At 74.8% G+C, this 24,117-nt stretch carries 18 protein-coding genes; 9 read left to right on the top strand and 9 right to left on the bottom strand.

What is annotated here, in order from left to right; genetic code table 11:
- Nucleotides 1–29: 29 nt before the first annotated feature.
- Nucleotides 30–2,132: a glycogen debranching protein GlgX gene (gene glgX, locus PKE99_RS18785; RefSeq protein ID WP_037047777.1), complete on the bottom strand. Its 2,103-nt coding sequence runs from the start codon at nt 2,130–2,132 to the stop codon at nt 30–32.
- Entirely contained in the window at nt 2,129–4,825 is a 2,697-nt protein-coding gene (locus tag PKE99_RS18780) for an MGH1-like glycoside hydrolase domain-containing protein (RefSeq protein ID WP_231498274.1), read from the bottom strand. Before PKE99_RS18780 ends, glgX begins: the two co-directional genes overlap by 4 nt.
- Before the next feature lie 145 nt (nt 4,826–4,970).
- Here PKE99_RS18780 and PKE99_RS18775 point away from each other — a divergent pair, with 145 nt between their 5' ends.
- Both PKE99_RS18775 and PKE99_RS18770 read left to right on the top strand, forming a co-directional pair.
- Nucleotides 4,971–5,408 carry a DUF7144 family membrane protein gene (locus tag PKE99_RS18775; protein ID WP_037047774.1) on the top strand — a complete coding sequence of 146 codons (438 nt, stop codon included), beginning with the start codon at nt 4,971–4,973 and terminating at the stop codon, nt 5,406–5,408.
- A 21-nt stretch (nt 5,409–5,429) separates the two neighbouring features.
- The gene (locus PKE99_RS18770) at nt 5,430–7,028 is read left to right on the top strand and encodes an MFS transporter (RefSeq protein WP_037047771.1); all 1,599 of its coding nucleotides are present in this window, start codon (nt 5,430–5,432) and stop codon (nt 7,026–7,028) included.
- On the opposite strand, the gene PKE99_RS18765 is transcribed toward PKE99_RS18770, so the two are convergent.
- Entirely contained in the window at nt 7,029–7,616 is a 588-nt protein-coding gene (locus tag PKE99_RS18765; protein ID WP_051737669.1) for a DUF1707 SHOCT-like domain-containing protein, read from the bottom strand.
- An 88-nt stretch (nt 7,617–7,704) separates the two neighbouring features.
- Here PKE99_RS18765 and PKE99_RS18760 point away from each other — a divergent pair, with 88 nt between their 5' ends.
- The 5 genes from PKE99_RS18760 to PKE99_RS18740 all read left to right on the top strand — a co-directional run bounded on the left by PKE99_RS18760 (nt 7,705) and on the right by PKE99_RS18740 (nt 11,985).
- A complete protein-coding gene (locus PKE99_RS18760) occupies nt 7,705–8,607 on the top strand; it encodes an MBL fold metallo-hydrolase (RefSeq protein ID WP_037047768.1) in 903 nt (300 codons plus the stop codon).
- A gap of 25 nt (nt 8,608–8,632) precedes the next feature.
- Entirely contained in the window at nt 8,633–9,544 is a 912-nt protein-coding gene (locus tag PKE99_RS18755; protein WP_051737668.1) for an arginase family protein, read from the top strand.
- A gap of 116 nt (nt 9,545–9,660) precedes the next feature.
- Nucleotides 9,661–9,861 carry a DUF8691 family protein gene (locus PKE99_RS18750; protein ID WP_037047765.1) on the top strand — a complete coding sequence of 67 codons (201 nt, stop codon included), beginning with the start codon at nt 9,661–9,663 and terminating at the stop codon, nt 9,859–9,861.
- A gap of 102 nt (nt 9,862–9,963) precedes the next feature.
- Nucleotides 9,964–11,439: an LPXTG cell wall anchor domain-containing protein gene (locus PKE99_RS18745; protein WP_081924282.1), complete on the top strand. Its 1,476-nt coding sequence runs from the start codon at nt 9,964–9,966 to the stop codon at nt 11,437–11,439.
- A gap of 111 nt (nt 11,440–11,550) precedes the next feature.
- Entirely contained in the window at nt 11,551–11,985 is a 435-nt protein-coding gene (locus PKE99_RS18740) for an SHOCT domain-containing protein (RefSeq protein ID WP_037047762.1), read from the top strand.
- Nucleotides 11,986–12,338: 353 nt separating this feature from the next.
- On the opposite strand, the gene PKE99_RS18735 is transcribed toward PKE99_RS18740, so the two are convergent.
- The 4 genes from PKE99_RS18735 to PKE99_RS18720 form a co-directional block, all read right to left on the bottom strand.
- A complete protein-coding gene (locus tag PKE99_RS18735) occupies nt 12,339–12,878 on the bottom strand; it encodes a hypothetical protein (RefSeq protein ID WP_037047759.1) in 540 nt (179 codons plus the stop codon).
- Between the two features lie 127 nt (nt 12,879–13,005).
- Nucleotides 13,006–13,242 carry a DUF8691 family protein gene (locus PKE99_RS18730; protein WP_037047757.1) on the bottom strand — a complete coding sequence of 79 codons (237 nt, stop codon included), beginning with the start codon at nt 13,240–13,242 and terminating at the stop codon, nt 13,006–13,008.
- A gap of 100 nt (nt 13,243–13,342) precedes the next feature.
- On the bottom strand, nt 13,343–16,009 hold the full coding sequence (locus tag PKE99_RS18725) for a winged helix-turn-helix domain-containing protein (RefSeq protein ID WP_037047755.1): 2,667 nt from the start codon (nt 16,007–16,009) through the stop codon (nt 13,343–13,345).
- 177 nt (nt 16,010–16,186) lie between these two features.
- Nucleotides 16,187–18,892, bottom strand: coding sequence for a helix-turn-helix transcriptional regulator (locus tag PKE99_RS18720; protein WP_037047739.1), 2,706 nt, complete (start codon nt 18,890–18,892; stop codon nt 16,187–16,189).
- Nucleotides 18,893–19,263: 371 nt separating this feature from the next.
- Here PKE99_RS18720 and PKE99_RS18715 point away from each other — a divergent pair, with 371 nt between their 5' ends.
- Nucleotides 19,264–20,217, top strand: a complete 954-nt coding sequence (locus tag PKE99_RS18715; RefSeq protein ID WP_051737667.1) for a glycosyltransferase family 2 protein — start codon at nt 19,264–19,266, stop codon at nt 20,215–20,217.
- A 19-nt stretch (nt 20,218–20,236) separates the two neighbouring features.
- Here the strand turns inward: PKE99_RS18715 and PKE99_RS18710 are convergent, their stop codons facing one another.
- Nucleotides 20,237–20,530: an isoamylase early set domain-containing protein gene (locus PKE99_RS18710; RefSeq protein ID WP_037047736.1), complete on the bottom strand. Its 294-nt coding sequence runs from the start codon at nt 20,528–20,530 to the stop codon at nt 20,237–20,239.
- Between the two features lie 345 nt (nt 20,531–20,875).
- On the opposite strand from PKE99_RS18710, the gene mdlC reads away from it, so the two are divergent.
- Nucleotides 20,876–22,477 carry a benzoylformate decarboxylase gene (mdlC, locus tag PKE99_RS18705; RefSeq protein WP_037047734.1) on the top strand — a complete coding sequence of 534 codons (1,602 nt, stop codon included), beginning with the start codon at nt 20,876–20,878 and terminating at the stop codon, nt 22,475–22,477.
- Nucleotides 22,478–22,484: 7 nt separating this feature from the next.
- Here the strand turns inward: mdlC and PKE99_RS18700 are convergent, their stop codons facing one another.
- Nucleotides 22,485–24,077 (bottom strand): FAD-dependent monooxygenase, encoded by a 1,593-nt coding sequence (locus PKE99_RS18700; protein WP_197040702.1) that lies wholly within the window; start codon nt 24,075–24,077, stop codon nt 22,485–22,487.
- Nucleotides 24,078–24,117: the final 40 nt, after the last annotated feature.

Here is a 24,117-nt window from a genome sequence, read left to right as displayed (position 1 = left end):
GCCGCCCGTCCCGAGCGGCTCGCGGCACCTCAGTCGGCGGGGGCCCGCAGGACGACGACCGCGCGCGGCCCCACGGTCACGACGTCGCCGGCCGTGGGCTTGCCGTGGGCGCCCGGCGCGGCGGGGTCGAAGGTGTCGATCTCCGGCTCCCACACCTGGCCGGTGCGCAGCGCCGGCACGGTGAACCCGACGGGCCCCCACCAGGCGTTGACCAGGACGAGGAAGTCGTCGTCGAGCAGCGCGCGACCCTCGGCGTCCTGGTCGGGGGAGTCCCGGCCGTCGAGGTACGTCGCGACGCAGTGGGCGGACGGGTCCGCCCACTCGGCGGCCGTCAGGATCGTGCCGGCGGGGCTGTACCAGCGCAGGTTCCGCCAGTCGACGCCGGACAGGAACCGGCGCCGGCGGAACACGGGATGGGACCGCCGCAGGGCGATCAGCGTGCGGGTGAAGGCGAGCAGCTCGTCGTCGACGTGGGCCCAGTCGAACCAGGTCAGCTCGTCGTCGTGGCAGTAGGCGTTGTTGTTGCCGCGCTGGGTGCGGCCGAGCTCGTCGCCGCCCAGCAGCATCGGGACCCCGAACGAGAGCAGCAGCGTGGTGAGCAGCGCCCGCTGCTGCCGGGCCCGCAGCGCCCGCACCTCGGGGTCGTCGGTCGGGCCCTCCTGGCCGCAGTTCCACGAGCGGTCGTCGTCCGACCCGTCCCGGTTGTCGTCGCCGTTGGCCTCGTTGTGCTTGCGGTCGTAGGTCACGAGGTCGGCGAGGGTGAACCCGTCGTGCGCGGTGACGAAGTTGACCGAGGCGGTGGGCCGGCGGCCGCGGCCGCCGTAGAGGTCGGCGGAGCCGGCGAAGCGGGTCGCGAACTCGCCGAGCAGACCGTCGTGGCTGCGCCAGAAGTCACGGACCGTGTCGCGGTAGCGGCCGTTCCACTCCCGCCACAGCGGCGGGAACCGGCCGAGGTCGTAGCTGTCCGCCCGCCCGACGTCCCACGGCTCGGCGATCAGCTTGGCCCGCGACACCACGGGGTCCTGGGAGACGAGGTCGAAGAACGCGGCGAGGCGGTCGAACCCGCCGTCGTCGCGGGCGAGGGTGGGAGCCAGGTCGAAGCGGAAGCCGTCGACGCCCATCACGGTCAGCCAGTACCGCAACGAGTCCATGACCAGCTGCAACGTGAACGGATCGGCGGTGTTGAGGGAGTTGCCGCAGCCGGTGGTGTCGAGGTAGCGGCGCGGGTCGGCGGGGTCGAGCCGGTAGTAGCCGGCGTTGTCGAGGCCGCGGTGGCACAGCGTCGGGCCGTGCGGGTCGCCCTCCCCGGTGTGGTTGAACACGACGTCGAGCACGACCTCCAGGCCCGCCCGGTGCAGCGCCTCGACCATCGCCCGGAACTCGGCGACCTCCCCGCCGGGCCGCCCGCGCCGGACCTCGGCGGAGTACCCGGGGTGCGGGGCGAGGTAGCCGATCGTGTTGTAGCCCCAGTAGTTCGTGAGCCCCCGCGCCGGGAGGAACGCCTCGGACACGTGGTGGTGCACCGGGAGCAGCTCCACCGTGGTCACGCCCAGACCGACGAGGTGGGCCACGGCGGCGTCGTGCCCCAGCCCGGCGTAGGTGCCGCGCAGGGCGGGCGGCACACCGGGGTGGGTCGCGGTGAACCCCTTGACGTGCACCTCGTAGACGACGGTGTCGGCGTAGGAGTACAGCGGCGCCGGCTCGGAGGTCGTCGCCGGACGGCCGACGACCAGGCTGCGCGGGACGTGCGCGGCCGAGTCCAGCATGCTCGGCCGTTCGGGATCGTCCGGGTCGTGCCCGAGCACCTCCGGGCCGAAGCGGACCTCGCCGCTCACCGCCCGCGCGTACGGGTCGAGCAGCAGCTTGGCCGGGTTGTAGCGCAGGCCGCGGGCGGGGTCGTAGGGCCCGTGGGCGCGGAAGCCGTAGGCCTGACCGGGGCCGACGCCGGGGACGAAGCCGTGCCAGACCCCGGCGTCGTACTCGGGCAGGACGAGCCGGCGCTCGTCCGCCCCGTCGAACAGGCAGAGCTCGACCGCGTCGGCCCGCGAGGCCACGGCGAAGTTCGTGCCGCCCGCGCGCACGGTGGCACCCAACGGGGCGACGGCCCCGGGCAGCACGGGGGACCCGCTCACCGGTCCGGCCCCCGCTCCCGCAGCGTGCGCAGCACGTCCCCGACCGGGTCGACCGCGCCGTGCCGGCGGCGGATCACGTCGGCGACCAGCCCGGTCCAGCCGGTCTGGTGCGACGCGCCGAGCCCCGCGCCGTCGTCGCCGTGGAAGTACTCGTTGAACAGCAGGTTGTCCTTCCAGCGGGGATCGCGCTGCAGCCGCTCGACCCCGCCGAAGCAGGGCCGCCGGCCGCCGTCGCCGACCAGGAACAGCGACACCAGCCGCTCCCACAGGTCCGCCACGACCTCGTCCAGGCGCAGCCGCTTGCCGGAGCCGGTGGGGTACTCGACGGTGTGGTCGTCGCCGAAGAAGCGGTGGTAGCGCTCCAGTGAGGTCACCACGAGGTGGTTGACGGGGAACCACACCGGCCCGCGCCAGTTGGAGTTGCCGCCGAACATCGCGACGGTCGACTCGGCGGGCTCGTAGTCGATCTCGGCGTGCAGGCCGGGCGCGTCGAGCACGTACGGGTGCTCGCGGTGGTAGGCGGACACCGAGCGCAGGCCGTGCGGCGAGAGGAACTCCGCCGGGTCGAAGAGCTGGGTGAAGAGGCTCTCGAGCTTGTCGACGCCGACCACGCCGAGCAGCAGCTGCCGGTTCCCCGGCCCGCCGCGCAGCAGCCCGCGCGCGGCGAGGTCCGCCTCGTCGTCGAGGCCCTTGCGGTCCAGGAGCCGGGAGACGTGCTTGCCCGCGGCGGCCGCGCGCCGCAGCGTCGTCTCGTCCGCGACCCCGGCGGCGAGCATCGGGATCACGCCGACCATCGAGCGCACGGCGACGGGCACGACCGTGCCGTCGGGGGCGAGGAGCCGGTCGGCGAACAGGCCGGTCTCGGGGTCCCACAGACCCTCCGCCTCGACGGCGCCGCGGATGGCGGCGAGGTGCTCGAGGAACTTGCGCACCAGGTCGTCGGCGGGCCGCTGGCCGGCGGCCCGCAGCACGGCCGCCATGACGCCCATGGCCAGCGCGTAGGCGGCCATCCAGCCGGTCGCGTCGGACTGCTCCAGCACGAACCCCGGGGGCAGGTGCGAGCGGTCGATGGGGCCGATGTTGTCCAGGCCGAGGAAGCCGCCCTCGAAGACGTTCGAGCCGTCGGAGTCCTGCAGGTTGACCCACCAGGTGAAGTTGACCAGGAGCTTGTCGAAGACCCGGGAGAGGAAGTCGACGTCGCGGGCGCCGTCCAGGGCGAACACCTCGAGCGCGGCCCAGGCCTGCACCGGCGGGTTGATGTCGCCGAAGTCCCACTCGTAGGCGGGCAGGGCGCCGTCGGGGTGCTGGAACCATTCCCGGCACACCAGGATCAGCTGGTACTTGGCGAAGCCCGGGTCGACGTGCGCCAGCGCGACGCAGTGGAAGGCGAGGTCCCAGGAGGCGAACCAGGGGTACTCCCACTTGTCCGGCATGGACATGACGTCGAAGGAGTTGAAGGTCCGCCACCGGGCGTTGCGCCCGTGCTCCCGGGAGGCGGGCGGCCGAGGCTGGCCCGGATCGCCGTCGAGCCAGCGGGCCACGTCGTAGTGGTAGAACTGCTTGCTCCACAGCAGCCCGGCGAAGGCCTGCCGCATCACGTTCGCCTCGTCGGCGGAGGCCGCCGCGGGCGTCAGCTCGGCGTAGAACTCGTCCGCCTCCGCGCGCCGCCGGTCGCGGACCCGCGTGAACTCCTCGCCCAGGTCGCCCGGCCGGTCCGCCGGGCGCAGCCGCAGCCGTAGCTCCACGGTCCCGCCGGGGTCGACCGCCAGCCGGTACCGGACCGCGCACTTGGTCCCGGCGCCCTCCGGGTTCACCGTGGCCGCGCCGCGCACGACGTGGTCGTTGATCCCGTCCTTCGGGTACTCCGGCCCGGGTGTCCCGTAGAGCCGCCGCAGGTTGGTCTCGTTGTCGCAGAACAACAAATCGGGCCCGGCGCCGTCGGGGGCCGGGCCGGCGGCCAGCTCCAGGCCGCCGAGGAAGGGGTGCGGCACGGCGACCGTCGCGGGCCCGGTCGCCCGCATCGCCGGCGGCGTGGCGTCCGGCTCCCAGGACCAGGTGTTGCGGAACCAGAGCGTCGGCAGGACGTGCAGCTCGGCCCGTTCGGGGCCGGCGTTCGTGACCTCGACGGTGACCAGCAGGTCGTCCGGGTCCGCCTTCGCGTAGTGGACCTCGACGACCCAGTAGCGGTCGTCGTCGAAGACGCCGGTATCGAGCAGCTCGTACTCCGGGTCGTGCCGGCCGCGCGCCCCGTTGGTCGCCACCAGGTCCTCGTAGGGGAAGGCGCCCTGGGGGTAGTGGTACCGCCAGCGGTTCCAGGCGTGGGACGGGACGGCGTCGAGGTACCACCAGTACTCCTTGGCGTCCTCGCCGTGGTTCCCCTCCGGGCCGGTCAGCCCGAAGATCCGTTCCTTGAGGATCGGGTCGCGCCCGTTCCACAGCGCCAGGCCGAGGCAGAGCCGCTGCTCGACGTCGGAGAACCCGGCCAGGCCGTCCTCGCCCCAGCGGTAGGCCTGGGAGCGGGCCCGGTCGTGCGGCAGGTAGGACCAGGCCTCGCCGTCCGGGCTGTAGTCCTCGCGGACCGTCCCCCACTGCCGTTCGCTCAGGTAGGGGCCCCAGCGGTACCACGGGTCCCCCGACCGCAGCCCCTCGTCGAGGCTCGCGAACCCCCGCACCCGCTCGCTCTCCGCACCCACCGCGCCTCCCCCGTCGCCGTCGTCCATCCGGACCGGAGTCTCAGGCCCGCCGGCCGATGTCGATTCACCCCTCCGGGATGGGGCCGCGGCGGTGCCGAGGGGTCAGCGTGACGCTCGACACCTGGACCGCCGAAGGGAGTCCACGATGAGCACGCACGCCACGCCGCACCGCGCCGAGCCCGGCGGAGCGGCGACACCCGGGGGCCGGACGGAGTACACGACCACCTTCGCCCTGTTCGCCGCCGTCCTGATGCTGCTCGCGGGGGCCTGCGGCGTCCTGACCGGCATCGCGTCGATCGTCCAGGACCAGGTCGTGGTGCGGACGCCGCAGTACACCTACATGCTCGACCTGACCACCTGGGGCTGGATCCACCTGGTGCTGGCCGTGCTGCTCGGCGCGGCGGGCGCCGGCGTGCTGTGGGGCGCGTCCTGGGCGCGGGCGCTCGGCATCACGGCGGCCGCGCTGAACATCGTGGCGCACTTCGCGTTCCTCCCGCACTTCCCGATCTGGGGCCTGATGCTCATCGCGCTGAACGTGATCGTGATCTGGGCGCTCGTCCCGTACCGCGGCGAGAAGGCCTGACGGCGCGGCCGGGACCGGGGCGTGAGCAGCGGCGAGGACGACCCGCGGGCGGCGGAGGGCGCGGGAGGCAGCCGTCTCCTCGGGCTCCTGCTCGCGATGGCGATGTTCGTGCTGGTGGTCGACACGTCGCTGATGAACGTGTCGATCTCCGCCGTGGTCCGCGACCTGGGGACGACGGTCAGCGGGGTGCAGTCGGCGATCGCGCTCGAGGCGCTGGTGTCCGCCGCGTTCATCCTGATCGGCGGCAAGGTCGGCGACCTCATCGGGCGCAAGCGTGCCTACGTGCTCGGGCTGCTCGGCTACGCGGTGGGCGCGACGGCGATGGCCTTCGCCCAGGGCCTGACCGCGGTGATCGTGTTCTGGGCGGTGATCGGCGGGATCGGCGCGTCGCTGCTGCTGCCCGCGATGCAGTCGCTGATCCACGGCAACTTCGACGGCGCGGCACGCAAACAGGTGTACGCCCTGGTCGGGGCCGCGGCGGCGATCGCGGCCGCCGTGGGCCCGCTGCTCGGCGGCTTCATCACGACCTACCTGTCCTGGCGGGTCGGGTTCGTGCTCGAGGTCGTGGTGATCGCCGTGGTGCTCGGGGGCGCGAAGCTCGTGCGCGACGTCCCCTACACCGGACCCCGGGGCGTCGACGTCGTCGGCGCGGCCCTCTCGGTCGTCGGGATGGGCGGCCTCGTCCTCGGCATCCTGGTGTGGCAGGAGGGCGGGGAGCGGGTCGGCCTCGTCCTGGCGATCGGCGTCCTCGGGCTCGTGGGTCTGGTGTTCTGGCTGCGGCACCGGGCACGCCGGGCGGAGCCCGCCCTGCTGGACCCCGGGCTGTTCTCCTCGGCGCACTTCCGGGTCGGCGTCTCCCAGCAGCTGCTGCAGCAGATCGCGCTGGGCGGCACCATGATCGTGCTCCCGATCTTCCTGCAGATGGTCCTCGAGTACGACGCCATGGAGGCCGGCCTCACGATCGCGCCGCTGTCGCTGAGCATGTTCGGGCTGGCGATCCTGGCCGGGAAGCGCAGCGGGAGGCGCCGACCGGCCACCGTGGTGGGCGTCGGCTTCGGGCTGGTGGTGATCGGGATCCTCGTCCTGCTGCCGCTCGTGCCGCGCGCCGACTCGGGCTGGGTGCTCGTGGGCCCGCTCGTGATCGCCGGTGCGGGGCTGGGCCTGCTGGTGTCGCAGCTGAACAACTACACGCTGTCCCCGGTCCCGGAGGAGCGGGTGAGCGAGGCGGCCGGGGTGAACTCGGCGGCCGGGTCGTTCGGGCTCTCCTTCGGCCTCGCGTTCGCCGGCGCGATCATGCTGGCCGCCCTGGCCTACACCTTCACGGCGGAGACCGAGGCGAGCACGGTGCTGCCGCCCGCCGAGAAACAGCAGGTCGCGCAGGTGCTGGAGGAGGACGCCGAGCTGATGAGCAACACCCGGCTCGCGGAGCTGCTGGCCACGCAGCCGGAGGCGATCCGGCAGGAGATCATCCGGATCAACACCGAGGCCCGCCCGTTCGCGCTGCAGATCGGGCTGCTCGTACCGCTGCTCGCCGCCGCGCTCGGGGTCGCCAACTCCCTGCGGATGCGGCGGCTCCCGGACCCCGAACCGTCGGGTGCCGCGGAGACGACGCTCGGCTGATCAGGCGCCGAACCAGTCCTTCAACCCCTTGCGGGCGTGCCGGATCGTCAGGCTGCCCATCCCCGCGCTGCCCGTCACCACGAGGTGCGGCCCGGACCCGGAGGGCGTGTGCGGGACCTTGGTCGACACGGATCCCCAGGAGGTCTTGACGCCGTCGACGTCCGCCGACCCGCCGGGCGGCAGGACGATCGTGATCGACCCCATCCCGGTGGCGACGTCGACGGCGATCCGCGGCGGCGTCGCGGTCCCGGTCAGGTCGAGGTGGATCGAGCCCATGCTGGTCGTCAGCCGGAGCTTCGGCGGGACGGGCCAGTCGCCCGTCCGCTTGATCGACCCCATCTCGGTGTTCAGGTGCACGTCCTCGCGGACGGCGGGGACCTGTGCCTGCGGTGCCGCGGGCGGACCGGACGGCGCGGGCAGGTCCGCGAACGGCGGTTCCAGCTCGGCGTAGGTCCTGGCCGCGTAGACGGCGCCCAGGCGCTCCTCGAGCTCGGCCAGCGTGATGCGGCCCTCGGACATCGCGAGGTGCAGCCTCTGCGCGGCAGCCTCGCGGTCGGCGTCCGAGATGCGCAGGTTCCCCCGATCCACGCCCCGAGGTTAGTGCAGACCGTTTGACGCGGGCCGTGGCCGCAGGGCAGAACTACCGGGAGGCGATGGTGCACGACGGGAGGCGTCGATGGGGACGACGGGCTGGACACCCGAGGAGTACGGGCAGGTGACGCTGCTGCGGGCGGCGAACGGCGGCGGCTACCCGTACGGGAACTCGCTGCTGGTCCGGGGCAGCGCGGGCACGCTCCTCGTGGACCCGTCGCTCGCGTTGGTCGAGCAGGACACCCTCCCGGCGGCCGACGCGGTCGTCGTCAGCCACGCCCACGAGGACCACCTGGTGGCGATCGACGCGTTCGACGCCCCGGTCCACGTGCACACCGCCGACCTGCCCGCGGTCCGCGACACGCAGGAGCTGCTCGCCGGGTACGGCCTGCCCGCGGACGCCACGGCGGAGCTCGCGGACTCCCTGGCCGCCGAGTTCCGGGTCCGCAGCCGCCCGGACGCCGTGGGTGTGCCGGACGGCCACCGGTTCGACCTCGGCGACCGCACGGCGACCGTCGTGCACCTGCCCGGGCACACGGCGGGGCACTGCGGGCTGCTGGTCGAGCCGGACGGCTTCCTCTACATCGCCGACATCGACCTCACCTCGTTCGGGCCGTACTACGGGGACCGGGTGAGCAGCCTCGAGGGCTTCGAGCGGTCGATCGAGATCTGCGGGTCCGTCGACGCGCGGTGGTTCGGCACCTTCCACCAGAAGGGCGTGGTCGAGGGGGCGGACGAGTTCCGCCGCCGGCTGCGGGCGTACCGGGAGGTGATCGGGCGGCGGGACGAGGCGCTGACGGAGTTCCTCGCCGAGCCGCGGACCCTCGCCGACGTCGTCGACCACCGGTTCGTCTACCGGCCGCACGTCGAGGCCCCGCACGTCGAGAGCGTCGAGGCGCGCACCGCCGAGCAGCACATCGCCCGGCTCGTCCGCACGGGCGTCGTCGCGGAGGTGGAGCCCGGCCGCTACCGCGCGGTGGCAGGCTGACCGGACCGCGAGAGGAGGGCCGGTCATGAGCTCCGGACCGTCGACCCCGGCCGAGGTGAACCTGCGGCTGATCTGGCCCCAGTGGCAGGGTGCCGGGACCTCCAGCGTCACGGCGCTGGCGCCGGAGTTCCCGTTCGACGTCGCCCGCCGCGGCTACGCCGTCGGCGCCGCGGTGCTGGAGGCGGTCCTGCCCCCGCACGACGGCCCGACGGTCACCGCACCGGTCAGCCTGACCGACAAGGGTCTCGAGGAGCGGGACGGGATCGAGGCGAAGACGGTCGTCGTCACGCAGCTGGCCCGCGCGCTGGAGCTCATCCGGGAGCAGGCGCCGGCGCGGATCGCGACCCTGGGTGGGGAGTGCGCGGTCAGCGTCGCGCCGTTCTCGGTGCTCGCCGAGCGCTACGGGGACGACCTGGCCGTGGTGTGGATCGACTCGCACCCCGACATCGGCACGGGCCGCAGCGCGTACCCGGGCTACCACGCGATGGCCGTGTCCGCCCTCACCGGCCACGGCGACCCCGAGGTCCAGGCGCTGCTCCCGGCCACGGTGTCGGCGGACCGGGTCGCCCTCGCCGGCCTGCACGCCTGGACGGACGACGACTTCCCGAACGTCGCCGAGTGGGGGATCCGGACGTTCGGCCCCGACCGGCTGCGGGAGTCGTCCGCCCCGCTGCTGGACTGGATCGCGGAGACGGGCTGTTCGAAGGTCGCGGTCCACTTCGACGTGGACACGATCGACAGCGACGAGATCGTGCTGGGACTGGGCGCCGAGCCGGGTGGGCTCACCAGCGCCCAGGCCAGGCGGATCGTGGCGGACCTCGAGCGGGTCGTGGACGTCGTCGGGTTCACCATCGCCGAGTTCTTCCCCCGGCAGGTCATGCACCTGCAGCAGATCCTGCGGGGGTTCCCGTTGGTGGCGGGCTCCGACCCGCGGTGACCGCAGCGGCCGGGCCGCACGGCCCGTTCACTCGTCACGGATGAGGACCGGCCCCGCGGCGCCGGGCAGCCTCGCTTCCGGCTGACCGCGCCGCCGACGAGAACGGAGCTTGGCCCATGCACTACGAGTTCCGCGTCGACGGCGTCCTGTCCGAGGAGGCGCGTGCCGCCCTCGGCGACATGCGCATCACGGAGCTTCCGCCGCAGACGGTGATCGACGGCGAGGTGCTGGACGACTCGCACCTGCACGGGATCATCGCCCAGCTCGATGCCCTCGGGCTCACGCTCGTCTCGGTCCTGCCCGATCCGCTTCCGTGAGCGCACGGCGACGCATCGCGCTCGCCCGGACCAGGTGATGCCGCCCGGGGCCTTCCGTCAGAAGGTGCGCTGGTCCGGGCGCCGCAGGCGAGGAGGGCCACGATGTCCGTCGTCGACCGACCCGACCAGCCCGTTCCCCCGGATCCGACGGGAGCGACCGCCACCGTCGCACCGGACGCGGCGCCGTTGACCGCCGAGGAGCGGGCGGAGCTGGAACGGCTGCGTGCCGAGCTGGCCGCGCTGCGTGCCGCACCGCCTGCACCGCCGCCGGCCGCGCGCCGGCGCCGGCCGATCCGGTGGGCCTCGATCGCCTCCGCGGTGCTGCTGGTCCTGGGCCTGGTGCTGGTCCCCGTGTCGGTGCTGGCGGTGTGGACGCACAACCAGCTTTCCGACACCGACCGGTTCGTGGCAACCGTGGGGCCGGTCCTCCAGGACCCGGCGGTGCAGACGGTGGTGTCCGACCGGGTCACCGCCGAGATCTTCACCCAGGTCGACGTGCAACAGCTCGCGAACCAGGCGGTGGACGCGCTGGCCGCCCAGGGGCTGCCCGCCCCGATCGCCGAGCGGTTGCACGGGCTCACCGGCCCGCTGGCCGACGGCACCCGCAGCTTCGTCGGGGGCAAGGTGCAGGAGCTGGTGTCCAGCCCCGCCTTCGTCGCCGCGGCGCAGCAGGCGCTCACGCTCTCGCACCAGCAGATGGTCGCGGTGCTGGAGGGACAGTCCTCGGCGATCGGCATTCAGGGCGGGAAGGTCGTCCTCGACCTCTACCCGTTCATCGAGGCCGCGAAGCAGAAGCTCGTCGCGTCGGGGTTCGAGCTCGCGGCGCGCATCCCCGCGATCCATCCCACGATCGACCTCTTCCCGGCCAGCACCCTGATCCGCGCCCAGACGCTCTACCACCTGCTCGACATCACGGCCACGTGGCTGCCCTGGGTCACCCTGGCCCTGTTGATCGGCGGGGTCCTGCTGGCGCGCCGCCGACGGCGGGCGACCATGGTCGTGGGCATCGGGGTGATGGCGACGATGTTCGTGCTCGCCCTGGCCCTGTTCGCGGTGCGGGGCCTCGTCGTCGGCGCCGTCGCCGAGTCGTCGGCCGCGGCCGTGTCCTCGGCCTTCGACATCGTGATGCGCTTCGTCCGCGCCGCGTTGCGCACGCTGTTCGTGGTCGGCCTGGTGGTCGCGCTGGGGGCGTGGGTCACGGGTCCCTCGCCCGCCGCGGTCCGGCTCCGGGGCGCGCTCGCCGGGGGCGTCGCGTCGCTGCGGCGCGGCGCGGTCGGCCGGTGGCTCGCCGAGGGCCCGGTCGGGCCGTGGGTGCACGCCCACCTCACCCTGCTGCGGACGGGCCTGGTGGTCCTCGCCGCGCTCGTGCTCGTGCTGATCGACCGGCCGTCGGGCTGGGACGTCCTGTGGGTCGTCGTCGCGCTGCTGGTCCTGCTCGGGGTCGTGCAGTTCCTCGATCAGCCCCGCCGGCCCGACCGGGAACCCCCGGCGCCGCCCACCCCGGACGTCCTCGCCGACCCGCAATCACCCGTCCGGGATGGCACACCGGCGCCGATCACGGTCGATCGTCCTTCCTGAGGCACGACACCGGTGACGAACGCCGCGCCGGCGCCGCGGACCACCGGCCGGAGCGACTCCGGCCCCTGACCCGGTACGCCCGGACGGCCGACCAGGAAGAAGGGGTTGGACATGCTCCTCGCACAGACCGCCTACCCGTTGCTCGACCTGTTCTGGACGATGCTCGTGTTCTTCGGCTTCGTCCTGTGGTTCTGGTTGATGTTCGTGATCTTCGGCGACATCTTCCGGCGCGACGACATCGGCGGCTGGGGCAAGGCCGGCTGGACGGTGCTGATCATCGTCCTGCCGATCCTCGGCTCGCTCGTGTACCTGATCGCGGAGGGCCGGAAGATGGGCGACCGCCGGCAGGCGGACGCCGCCGCGGTCCGCGCCGCCTACGAGCGCGACGTGCGCCGGATCGCGACCGCGAACGGCGACGCCGGCGGGCCCACCGCGCAGATCTCCGAGGCGAAGCGCCTGCTCGACCAGGGCGCGATCACCCAGACCGAGTACGACTCCCTGAAGGCGAAGGCCCTCGGCCGGTCGCTCGGTGAGCCGGCGCACTGACCGGCGGCGGCGCCGGCGTGGTGCGGCGCAGGTGAGGTCCGAGGGCCCGGCCGCACCACACCGAGCGGCACGTCGACATCTCCGCGCTGCTCCGGCAGGGCCAGGAGCTGCGGGGATTCTGGGTCGGACTCGCGCAGCTGCCGCGCTCCCACCCGTACACGGTCCGGCGGCTCGAACGGCTCCACGGCCTGGGTCTGCTGCGTCCGGGTCCTGGGCGTCGTCCCCGCTCGGACGGACCGCACGCGGCCACCCGCGGCGACGGGCACGGGCTCGTCGTCGGGGCCGCGGAGCGGGACGGCCGGGCCGGGTGACGCGGCACGGCGGGCCGTCGCGGGGACGGCCCGCCGTGCGCGTCACGACGTCGGAGGGGTCTCGACCGTCGGGATCGCCGGACAGCCCGCCCGGACGCTCTCGACGATCGGGGCCGCCGCGGCCTCGACCTGGGCGACGGACGCGGCGAGCGCCCCCAGCTTCGACGACAGGCTCGCCTGGTCCCCGATGCCGGCGATGGTCGTCCCGAGCGCGGCGAGCGCCTGCTCGAGGGCGTCGACCTGGGGACCGAACTGCGCGTCCGCCGCGGTGGCCAGGTTCCGCCCCGCGTCGGCGAGGTCCTGCAGCGCGGCCTTGACGCCCTCGGTGCCGACCTTCGTCGCGTCGAGCCCGACGATCGCGTTGGCCGCGGTCTGGAACTCCGCGGCGGCCGTGCAGAGTGCGGGCGAGTACCCCGTCGTCGCGGGCGCCGAGGTCGTCGCGGGCGCCGCGGGTGGGGCCGACGGCGGCGCGGGCGGCTGCGCCGAACATCCTGCGACGGCCGCGATGCCGAGGGCGGCCGCCGCGACGCGGAGGGCGACCCGGCCCGGATGTGCCGCCGGCCCGCCGAGCATGTGCACCATGACGCCTCCGACTCCCCTGAACCCTGCCGACACGGACGAGTGTCGGGGCGCCGAGGAGGCGAGTGGTCATCCTGGACGGGTGGTCGTGGCCCGTCGGGCCGCGGGAACCGCCCTGGTCAGCGCGTGGTCAGGGCTGTTCCTGGCGCCGTGGGTCGCGCTGCGGGCCGGCCGGGATCCGCTGCAGCCCGACCAGCTCGATCCCCAGATCCTGCAGCCGCGCGAGCAGTTCCTGCAGCTCCGCCTGGTCGTCCACCCGCGCGCGCAGCTCGGTCTCCGTGGGATGGGCCGGGCGGAGCGGGTCCAGCGCGGCCAGGAGGGCCGGGCTGAGACGTCCCCGCACGCGCACCGAGTACTCGCAGCTCACTGTGACCTCCTCCAGCGGTCGACGGGTCGACGATGCCGGTGCCGGCGGGACGGCACACCATCCGCACGGGATGAGCGCGCCCCCCGGGCCGGCCGACTTCTCAGAGCAGCCCCAGCAGCCGGGCCCGGCGGACCGCGTCGCGCCTGCCCGTCGCCCCGAGCTTGCGGTACAGGGCGCGCTGGTGGGTCTTCACCGTGCTGACCGAGACGTAGAGTTCGGCGGCGATCTCGGCGTTGCTCAGGCTGCTGCTGAGATAGCGCAGGACCGTCCGCTCGCGTTCGGTCGGCGGGTCCGCGAGCGGCCGGACCGCTCCGGTGTCCTCCGGTCCCGCGGCGAGGCGTCCGAGCAGGTCGAGCACGAACCCCGGAGCCGCCGTCCCGCGCTCGAGACACGCCTGCAGTACGGGGCGCAGATCGGTCCCCTCGGCGAGGAACGGACCGCGCAACCCGCAGGGGAAGGCGATGACCAGGGCGTCCTCGCACCGGTCCCGGGCGCGGTCCTGGTCGTCGGCCGCCGCGGCCAGCAGGGCGTCGAGGAGGAGGCCCTGGACGCGGAGCCGGACCGTCGAGGGGTCGCCCAGCCCGGCGCGGTACCGCTGGGCGGTGCGGACGTCCCCGAGCCGCAGCCGGAGCAGCGCCGCGGCCACCAGGCCCTCGGGCGTCGTCGGCGGGCCGGTCCGGTCGAGCAGGGCGAGGGTGCGCTCCGGGTCGCCCGTGTGCGCGACGAGCGAGGCCTCCAGGAGCTCGGCCCGTTCGCGCAGGATCCGCGGGGCGCGGGCGGCCTCCGCGTCGAGTGCCGTCCGGAGCACCGCCAACGCGGACTCGTGGTCCCCGGAGGTCGCGCGCCGTTCCGCGGCCAGGAGCGCGGTCGCGAGCCGGACGTGCGGCTCGGCGCTCATGTTCTCGGACTCCGGCAGCCGGGCCAGCTGCTCGTCGGCGGCCGCCGGATCGCCCCGGTCCAGCGCCACCCGCACGAGGGCGAGGTGGGCCGCGACGACCTGCACCGCGAGCTCCAGGCCGGCGGTGGCCGCGGCGGCGAGGGTCTTGTGCGCCTCCGCCTCGGCGGCGTCGAGCTCGCCGCGCCCGGCCCGCAGGAGGGCCCGGTAGGACGCGGCGTTCAACTGTGCCAGGACGACGCCGGGTACCGCCGCGTCGGTGGCCGCGCTCAGATGGCGTTCGGCGGCGTCGAGGTCGCCGGTCCAGAGGGCGGCCGTGCCGAGGTTGTTGTGGGCCACCACCGGCACGATCTCCGCGCCGGCCATCCCGAGCGACGCGAGCGCACCGGACTCGTGCGGCACCCGGCGGTAGGCCTCCTGCACGGCGGCCCAGTCGCCGAGGAGCCGTCCGAGGCCGCCGGCGCTCATCTGCCGGAGCACCTCGGCACGCCGTCGGCGGTCGTCCGGCAGCCCGTCCGGTGCGGTGCCGGCCGCCTCGAGGAGCCGGGCCACGTCGAGCCCGCTGCCCTGGGCGATGCGGGCCCCGGCCAGCCCCGCCGCGAGCTCCGGGTACGCCCCCGCGACGGCGCTCGGGACCCGTGCCAGCACGTGTTCGAGCAGCGCGCCGTCGCCCCCCATCACGAGCGCCACCGCGTGGACGCCCGTGAGGTCGGCCGCCAGCCGCCACAGTCCGCCGGTGACGGCCGAGCGGATGGCCTCGAGCGGCATGTCGTGGCCGCGGAACCACTCCGTCGCCCGGCGGTGCAGGTCCCGGCGCTCGCGTGCGGGGATCGTGCGCGCGCGGAGGATGTCGAGGACGAGCCGGTGCAGCCGGAACCAGCGCCCCGGACGGTCCGCCTCGCGCACGAAGAGGTGGGACGCCGCGAGATCGGCCAGGACCCGGCCCGCCTCGGAGCGGCCGGTGAGCACGCGGGCGAGATCCGCGCACACGAGGTCGACGACGCTGACCGCGGTCAGGAAGGTCATCAGCTCGGGTGCCTGCTGGTCGAGCACCTCGGTCAGCAGGTACCCCGCGACGCTGTGGTCGTCGCCGGAGAAGGCGTCGACCGCGCCGTCGACGTCCGACCGGTCGTGCAGGTGCAGGGCGGCCAGCCGCAGCCCCGCCGCCCAGCCCTCGGTCCGGTCCAGGAGCCGCTCGACCTGGACGGCGGTGAGGTCCACGCCGAGGCGGGCGAACAGCTCCGTGGCCTCGTCCGAACGGAACGCGAGGTCGGTGGCACGGACGTCGCGGAGCAGGTCGGCCACGCGCAGCCGTTGCAGCGGCCAGGGCGGGTCCCTGCGAGTGGCGATCACGATCGACAGGTTCGGGACCGGCCGCTCGACGAGGCGGAGGAGCCCCGCGTGCACCTCGGCCGAGCCGATCTCGTGGTAGTTGTCCAGGACCAGGACGACGGGGGTCGGCACGTCCCGGAGCGCGTCCGCGACGGCGGCCGGCAGGTACTCCGTCTCCACGCCGCCGGCGACGACCGGGCGGAGGGTGTCGGCCGTGTCCCCGCCCGTCGCCTCGACGAGCGCCGCCGCGACGGCTCGCCAGAAGGGCTGCGGCGCGTCCTGGTCGGCGTCGAGGGTCACCCACGCCACGGCCCGGCCGCCGGCGCCGGCCTCGATCCACGAGCCGAGCAGCACGGTCTTGCCCCACCCGGCAGCCGCGGCCACGAGGGTCGCCGGGGCCGCCGCGCCGTCGTCGAGCAGGTCGTGCAGCCGGGGACGGCGCACGAGACCCCCGGCGACGGGCACCGGCAGGATCGAGCGGTCGGGCTCCGCCCGGTGCCCGCTCGCCCTCCTCAGCCTGACCGACCGGTGCCGCGTCATGCGCCCCTCGCGTCCACCTGCCCGGTCCCCTGCCGACGGCGGTCGTCCGCGTCGGGGCGGGTCCGGTCCCACGAAGGGTGTCCGGGCACGTCAGGGCACCCTCGCAGCTCGACGGTCGGGGGCGAAGTGGCGAAAGTCCTCAGTGTCGTTTCTGTGGATCTCGGCAGGGCGCGGTCCTCATCCGGTCCTCCTCGTCGCTCCTCCCGCGCGGCCGGGGACGTGCCGCCCCGTGCGTGCCGTCCCCCGCCGCGGCGGGGAGACGGTGCGATGGATCAGGCCGTGCTCGTAGCCCACGACGACGGCGTCGCGGCGGTTGCCGACGCCGAGCTTGCCGTAGATCGACCGGACGTGCGTCTTCAGCGTGTTGACCGAGACGGTGAGGTCGGCGGCGATCTCCTCGAGCGACTCGAGGGACGGCAGCAGTTCGAGCACGGCCTGCTCGCGGACGCTGAGCGCGGCGTCGAGTCGCTCGCCGTCCGGGGGCGCGAGCACCAGCGCCCGGCCCGGCAGGGTGTGCGCGACCTCCAGGGTGCCGTACTGCTGGGCCAGCAGCCGGCGCACCGCGGGACGGGCCTGGACGAACGGCCGGAGCAGGTCGTGCGGTTCGGCCAGCCCGACGGCGTCCCGCAGGGCCAGGGCCGCGGCGAACCGGTCCTCCGCGCGGATCGCGAGCTCGCTGCACAGGAGGTGGGCCTCCACCACGGTGGCCGGCAGCACGGCCGGCGGACCGTCGTCGAGGAGGCCGCGCAGGGTCGCGCGGGCCTGGTCGACGCGGCCGCCCAGCACGTCGGCCCGGGCGCGCATGACCACGGCCTCGCCGACGGTCCCGCAGCGCCCGGCGAGCCAGCCCTGCACGGCGGAGGCCGCGGCGTGGTGCCCGAGCCGGAGCGCGATGTCGAACTCCACCGTGGCCGCGAGCGCGATCTCGACCTGGTCGGCGTCGTGGTCCCCGAGCACGACCCGGGCGTGCTGGAGCGTCTCCAGACCGCCGGGCCGGTCACCGCTGTCGGCGAGGGCCGCGCCCTGCAGCGCCTGCAGAGCGAACCGGAGCCGCGGTTCCGCGGTCTCGGCGCGGGGCAGGGCGTCGACGACCAGGTGGAGGGCGCGCCCCGGGTCGGCGGCGAGGAGCGTGGCGTGGGCGAGCAGCGCGAGGGCGTCGAGCGCCGCGGGCGAGGCCGTCCACCCGCGGGCTCCGGCGAGGGCGTCGGCGTGCGCGGCGTGCTCGCGCATCGCGTGCACGTCCCGGTCCGCGGCGGCCGCCGCGGCCGCCGTCGCGCGGCACTGCAGGAGGAGGTGGTCCCGGCCCGTCCGGCGGGCCCGGACCAGCAGCTCGTCGAGCGTGCGCCGGACGGGCCGGGCGTCCGCGGGGCCCTCCCGCTCACGCACCCGGGCCGCACAGTCCGCGACGTGCGACAACAGCTCGGTCGCCTCGTCGAGCGGGAGGCCGTCGGCCTCCCCGGGCGGGGCCTCCCGGACCACGATCCGGGGCAGCCCGCCGAGCCGGTCCGCGATCGTGCCCAGGGTGGCGAGCTGCGCCGGCGGCTCCGGTGGCCACCGTCGGCGGGCCTGCCGCGCGGCCGCGACGCCGGCGGGGCGATCACCGGACTGGTGGGCCGCCAGCGCGGCCACCACCGACAAGGACGGATCGGCGGCCACGACGGTGTCCCCCGCCCTCCGGAGCGCCCGCCGCAGCGCGCGGTGCTGGCCGGTGACCAGCAGCGGGACGGCGACCCGGCGAACCACCTCGACGAGCAGGGCCGGGTCCTCGGCCACCGCGGCGTGCGCCAGGGCCGCCGCCGGGTGGTCCTGCCCGAGCCACCAGCGGGCCGCCACGGAGTGCAGGTCCCCGGCGATCCGCGGGCTGCGCCGCTGGAGATCGCCGCGCAGGTAGCTGCGGATCAGCGGTTGCACCCGGTACGTCTCCAGCGTCCGGCCGCGCCGGCGGACCAGGGCGGACCTGGACTCGAGCTCGGCGAGGACGTGCCCGGCGTCCTCGCGGCCGGACAGCTCGACGGCGAGCGCCACCGGGACGTCGTCGGAGACGCTGGTGCGGCGGAGCAGCTCGACCGACGACGCGGGCAGCCCGCTGAGCACCTCGCCGACGAGGTAGTCGGCGACCACCCGGTCGACGCCGGAGAACCTCGTCAGGAAGCCCTCGACGTTCGACGACGCCTGCAGCGCCGTGGCGGCGAACCGCAGCCCGACCGGCCAGCCGTCCGTCTGGCCGTACAGGCGGTCGAGCTGCTCGGCGTGGAGCTGGACCCCGACCCGTCGCAGGAGCGCCTCCGCCTCGTCCCGGTCGAGGCGCAGGCGGTCGGTCCGGAGCTCGACCAGGCGGCCCTGGGGCCGGAGGCGCTGCAGCCCGATCGGTGGGTCCCACCTGCCGGCCAGGACCACCGGCACCGTGCCGGGGCGGTGGCGCAGGAGCCGGGCGACGTCGTGGAGGACCTCGGGCGCGCTCAGCTCGTGGACGTCGTCGAGCACCAGGCGGACCGGGCGGTCGAGCTCGCCGAGCGCCGCCACGACCGAGGCCCCGAACTCGGGCCGGCCGGCCGCCGACAGATCCCAGCCCCGGCCGTCCGGGCCGGTGCGCACGGTCGCGCCCGCCGGCACGGTGGGGCAGCGGGCCAGGGCGGCCAGCAGGGCGCCCCAGAACAGGCGCGGGTCGTCGTCGTCGCCGTCGAGGTGCACCCAGGCGGTGTCGATCGACGGCCGCCCGGCCTCGGCCCACTCGGCGAGCAGCAGGGTCTTGCCGTACCCGGCCGGCGCGCACACCAGTCCGACGTCGCGGACCGCGTCGAGCTCGCGGCGCAACAGCGGCCGGCGCACGGTGTCCGCCGGGAGTGGGGGGACGGAGATCTTGGTCTCGGGAACGATCGCCACGTCGCCTCCACAGTCGGTCGGACCGGCCGTCCTCCGGCACCGCCCCGGAACGGCCCACCGAGCGATCGATCGTGCGCGCCGGGGGAGGAGACCGCGTCATCCTGCGAGGGGGACGACCCCGGTCAGGGGGCCGTACGGCTGCCGTCGGCCTACGGGAGAACGAGTCACTGCTGCTCCAGCAGGCCCACTCCGGGCCGAGCGGCGCGCATTCGATTCCGCGCCCTTTCTCCGCCGACCGGCGTTCACCTCCGTGTCGTGATCACCTTTCTCCGCCGCCGCGATTCCACCCTCCGGGGGAACGTTGCGCGACGTATCGGATCGTTGGAGCCGTTATGAGCTCTTCGCTCCCGTCACGCGGTCCGGTGGTTTCGGTGATCACGCCCGCCTACGACGTCGGCCCGTGGATCGGGGAGGCCGTCGACTCCGTGCGGCGGCAGACCGAGGGTCGGTTCGAGTACGTCGTGATCGACGACGGATCCACCGACGACACCGCGGAGATCGTCCGTGCCCGTGCGGCCCGGGACCGGCGGATCCGGGTGATCTCCACCGCCAACGCCGGGTCCGGCGCGGCGCGCAACCTCGGCATCGTCGAGACGTCCGCGCCGTTCGTCGCATTCCTCGACGGCGACGACCGCTGGCACCCGGATTTCCTGCGGCGTCAGCTGCAGGTGATGGAGACCGTCGGCGGTCGGGTCGGCGCGACCTTCTGCCACACCCGCGTGATGCTGGAGAGCGGCCGGGTGGTCGGCCCGCGATGGCAGCCCGCGGGCGCCTGCGACATGGACCGTTTCCTCGCGGAGAACAATCCCGCGCACAACGGCAGTTCACTGCTCGTGCGGCGCAGCTGCTTCGACGAGGTCGGCTTGTTCGACACGGGTCTCACGAGCGCCGTGGACCAGGAAATGTGGCTGCGGATCGGCACCCGGGCGTCGGCCCCGCTGTTCTGGGGAATTCGCCGGTACCACGTGGACATGCGCTTGATGCGGACCGGCAGCATCAGCTCCAACCGCACCGCCCGCTACGACGCACTCGACACCTTGCTGGCCGAGTACGCGCCGATGATGACGCGGCTGCCCTCGGGCCTCGCGTACGTCCAGCCCGCGGTCTTCGCCTACCGCGACGGCTTCGACGACATCGCGGGCCGCTGGGCCGAGGTCGCGCTGACCGCCGGCACCGTCCGGCTGGCCCGCACCCGCTGGGGCCAGGCGCTGCTGGCCTGGCACCGGAGCGGCGCCGCGGGCCGGGCCCGGATGCGCGCCACCCGCAACGGCGTCCGGGCCGGGGTCTACAGCGGCGCGGCCCGCGCGGCGGCCCTGCTCGCCTGATTCCGCGGCGCCGGGACGGCTACCGACGTTCGCGTGGCTGCACGCGGACCCAGCTGCCGCCGGCGTCGACGAAGTCCGCGGTGTCGTCGTCGAGCCAGACCCCGTCCGTGGCGAGATAGCGGAAGCGGTGCTCGCCGGGCGGGAGCACGACCGACACGCTGCGGGTCCCGTTGCGCCGGCGGACCATCTCGTGGCGGCCCGGCTCCCAGGCGTTGAAGTCGCCCACCACGCTGACCTGCCCCGCAGGCTCGTGGGCGGGCAGGCTGAAGGTGACCCGATTCTTGCCGCCGAACAGCGGTGCGCGCCTGAGCATCCGACCTCCCGAGCAGAACGACCAGGAGAACCCTAGGAGGCCGGCGGCGCGGCGGCGCGAGCGACACACGCGTCGGCGGTGAACATCCTGTGTCCGCGCCGGACGGCTCAGCGCGCCAGCACATCGCGGATCACTGCGGCAGCTCGGTGGCGGCCGACCCGACCTCCAGCGGCACGCACTCGAAGAGCAGGACGAAGGTGCGCAGCAACGACAGGTCGACCACGCCGCGACCTGCGCGCATAGACCAGACCTATGTCACCATCACCAGGACTCATTGGCCTCATGGAGGCCGTCTTCCTACCGTGGTCGCGTCACCGGCGGAGGTGGCGGAGAGGCAGGCGGAACATGGCCACGGTCGCCGAGGTGACCTACCGGATCCTGCGGGCCCGGGGACTGACGACGATCTTCGGCAACCCCGGCTCCAACGAGCTCCCCTTCCTGGCGCACATGCCCGAGGACTTCACCTACGTGCTCGGGCTGCACGAGGGCGCCGTGGTGTCGATGGCCGACGGGTTCGCCCTCGCCACGGGCGGCCCCGCGTTCGTGAACCTGCACGCCGCCTCCGGCTCCGGCAACGCGATGGGCGGGCTGACCAACGCGGTCTACTCGCACAGCCCGCTCGTGCTGACCGCCGGCCAGCAGGTCCGCTCGACGATCGGGCAGGAGGTCATGCTGGCCAACGTCGACGCCACGGCCCTGCCCCAGCCGCTGGTGAAATGGAGCAGCGAGCCCGCCTGCGCCGCGGACGTCCCGCGCACCATCGACCAGGCGGTGCACACCGCCCTGCTGCCGGCCCGCGGCCCGGTCTATGTCTCGGTGCCCTACGACGACTGGGCCGCCGACGCCGACCCCGACAGCGAGCTCCTGCCCGGCCGGACCGTGCGCGGGGGCGCGTCGCTGAGCCAGGAGCAGGTCACCGAGCTCGTCGCGCTGCTCGACCGGGCGCAGAACCCGCTGCTGGTCCTCGGCCCGCAGGTCGACGCGGCCGGCGCCAACGCCGACGCGGTGCGGCTGGCCGAGGCGTTGCGCGCCCCGGTGTGGATCGCCCCGTCGGCGCCGCGCTGCCCGTTCCCGACGCGCCACCCGGCGTTCCGGGGTGTGCTGCCGGCCGCCGTCCGCGAGGTCTCGACGGCCTTCGAGGGCCACGACCTGGTGCTGGTCGTGGGTGCGCCGGTGTTCCGCTACCACCAGTACCTGCCCGGGCGGTACCTGCCGGAGGGCACGCGGCTGGTGCAGATCACCGAGGACCCGAAGGAGGCGGCCCGCGCGCCGTTCGGCGACGCCGTCGTCGCCCCGGTCGGGCCGGCACTGGCCGCGCTCGCCGACGGGGTCTCGGTCGCCGCGCGCCCGCCGCTGCCGGCCCTGCCCCCGTTCCCCGCGCCCCGCACGTCGCCGCACTCGGTGCACCCCGACGAGCTCTTCGCCCTGCTGCGCGAGCACGCCCCCGACGACGCGCTCTACGTGGTCGAGTCGACCTCGACCGCCGCCTCGTTCTGGTCCCAGATGGACCTGCGCGAGCCGGGCAGCTACCTGTTCCCCGCGTCCGGCGGGCTCGGCTTCGGGCTGCCCGCGGCGGTCGGAGCCCAGCTCGGGCGGCCCGACCGGCAGGTCGTCGGCGTCATCGGCGACGGCTCGGCGAACTACGGCATCACCGCCCTCTGGACCGCGGCGCGCCACCGGATCCCAGTGGTGATCCTCGTGCTGAAGAACGGCACGTACGGGGCGTTGCGCTGGTTCGGCGAGGTGCTGGGCACCGGCGAGACCCCCGGCATGGACGTGCCGGGCATCGACTTCACCGCCCTCGCCCGGGGCTACGGCGTCCCGGCCCGCTCGGTGTCCGACGGCGCCGCGTTCGTCCTGGCCCTGAAGGATGCACTGAGCGCGGACGGCCCGTCGTTGATCGAGGTCGTCACGGCCGACCTCGACGAGGAGGGCGGACCGCGCTGAGCCCGCGTCAGACGGTCGACGGCTGTCCGATGCGCAGCGTGTCGGCGAGGTAGGCGCGCAACGCAGTGGTGTCGGCCGGGTCCGCGACGAGGCCGAGGTAGCCGTCGGGGCGGATCAGGGCGAGGCCCTCGGATCCCAGGCCGTACTCCCTGCCGAGCACGTCGTCCGGGTCGACGACGCACTCCCCGGACGCCCCCGCGTCGGACACGACGCGGACCACCGTGCCGAGGTCGCCGAGGACGCCGCGCAGCTCGTCGACCGTGGCCGTGTCCTCGGTGCGGACCAGCAGCACCATGCCGGGCCGGCCGAGCAGGTCCTCGACGGTCACCGGGGTGCCGTCGGGTCGGAGCAGGCCGTCGGGGTCCGGGGCGTGCTCACCCGCCCGCGCGGCCCCGTGGCGGTGGTGGCCGCGGTGCACCGCGAGGGCGCTGTCGCGGTAGCCGATCGTCGTCTCGGCCAGCGTCGCGGCGCCGGTGCCGGCGATCCGGGGGAGGTGGCCGACGACGACCATCGCGACGTCGCGGACGGCGGCCTCCGGGCCCGAGGCGGTGCCGACGTTCGTCAGCGTGGTGGTGGTCCGGACGACCATGGCGCCGACCGGGTGGCGCTCGTCGTGGTAGCTGTCGAGCAGCGCGGCGTCCGCCCGGTGCCGGGCGACGAGGGCGAGCTTCCAGGCCAGGTTGGCGGCGTCCTGGATGCCGGTGTTCATGCCCTGCGCGCCGGCGGGGCTGTGGATGTGCGCGGCGTCGCCGGCGAGCAGCACGCGCCCGAGCCGGTACCGGGGGACCTGGGCGTGGTGGACCTCGAAATAGGTGAGCCAGCGCGGGTCGCGCACCGTCACCTTGCCGCCCATGCGCGCGTCGGCCAGGGCCTGGATCTGGGCCAGCGTGGGGTCGGGGGCACCGGACCCCGGGTCGTCGACGAAGAACATGATCCGGGCGCGCGTCCCGGCCAGCGGGAACAGGATCCCCATGCCGTCGGGGTGCTCGAACATGCGGATGGTGTCGGGGGCCCACGCGGTGTCCACGTCGACGTCGGCCATGGCGAAGTGCTGTCCGTGGAAGCCGCCCTCCAGCTTCGTGCCGGCGAGGGTGCGGGTGGAGCTGTGGCCGCCGTCGGCGCCGACCACCCAGCCGACGCGGACGGTCTCCTCCCCGTCGCGGGTGCGCAGGGTGACGTCGACCCCGTCGGCGTCCTGGGTCAGGGCGGTGAGCGTGACGCCGCGCTCGACGACGACGCCGAGCTCGGCGGCCCGGTCGGCCAGGACGGCCTCGGTGTCGGGCTGGGGGACGTCGAGGACGTACGGGTGGCGGCTGGGGACGCCGGTGACGTCGAGGCGCGTGCGGGTCGCGCCGGTACGGCCGTCGAGGATCTCGAGGGCGTCGATCCGCCGGCCGCGGGCCTCCAGCCGGGGCAGGACGCCCAGCGCGGCGAGCATCTCCATGCTGCGGGCGTGCACGCCCACCGCGCGCGACTCCGTGGTCGGCTGCTCGAGGGCGTCGACGATGCGGACCGGCACGCCCTGGCGGGCCAGCTGGCAGGCGGTCGTGAGGCCCACCGGGCCGGCGCCGACCACCAGCACCACGTCGGTCGTGTCCATGGTCATCTCCTGTCGTCCGGGCGCTGCGGCTCGCTCTCGC

It is taken from the genome of Pseudonocardia halophobica, from assembly GCF_027922425.1.
Taxonomy (GTDB): domain Bacteria; phylum Actinomycetota; class Actinomycetes; order Mycobacteriales; family Pseudonocardiaceae; genus Pseudonocardia; species Pseudonocardia halophobica.
The sequence above is the reverse complement of the archived record's forward strand: the minus strand, read 5'-3'. Positions and strand labels throughout refer to the sequence as shown.

Excerpts from the sequence above, each read along its gene's own strand:
- PKE99_RS18775 (WP_037047774.1), top strand. The coding sequence starts at position 4,971 with ATGAGCACGCACGCCACGCCGCACCGCGCCGAGCCCGGCGGAGCGGCG.
- PKE99_RS18760 (WP_037047768.1), top strand. The coding sequence starts at position 7,705 with ATGGGGACGACGGGCTGGACACCCGAGGAGTACGGGCAGGTGACGCTG.
- PKE99_RS18755 (WP_051737668.1), top strand. The coding sequence starts at position 8,633 with ATGAGCTCCGGACCGTCGACCCCGGCCGAGGTGAACCTGCGGCTGATC.
- PKE99_RS18750 (WP_037047765.1), top strand. The coding sequence starts at position 9,661 with ATGCACTACGAGTTCCGCGTCGACGGCGTCCTGTCCGAGGAGGCGCGT.
- PKE99_RS18745 (WP_081924282.1), top strand. The coding sequence starts at position 9,964 with ATGTCCGTCGTCGACCGACCCGACCAGCCCGTTCCCCCGGATCCGACG.
- PKE99_RS18740 (WP_037047762.1), top strand. The coding sequence starts at position 11,551 with ATGCTCCTCGCACAGACCGCCTACCCGTTGCTCGACCTGTTCTGGACG.
- PKE99_RS18735 (WP_037047759.1), bottom strand. The coding sequence starts at position 12,878 with ATGGTGCACATGCTCGGCGGGCCGGCGGCACATCCGGGCCGGGTCGCC.
- PKE99_RS18725 (WP_037047755.1), bottom strand. The coding sequence starts at position 16,009 with ATGACGCGGCACCGGTCGGTCAGGCTGAGGAGGGCGAGCGGGCACCGG.
- PKE99_RS18710 (WP_037047736.1), bottom strand. The coding sequence starts at position 20,530 with ATGCTCAGGCGCGCACCGCTGTTCGGCGGCAAGAATCGGGTCACCTTC.
- mdlC (WP_037047734.1), top strand. The coding sequence starts at position 20,876 with ATGGCCACGGTCGCCGAGGTGACCTACCGGATCCTGCGGGCCCGGGGA.
- PKE99_RS18700 (WP_197040702.1), bottom strand. The coding sequence starts at position 24,077 with ATGGACACGACCGACGTGGTGCTGGTGGTCGGCGCCGGCCCGGTGGGC.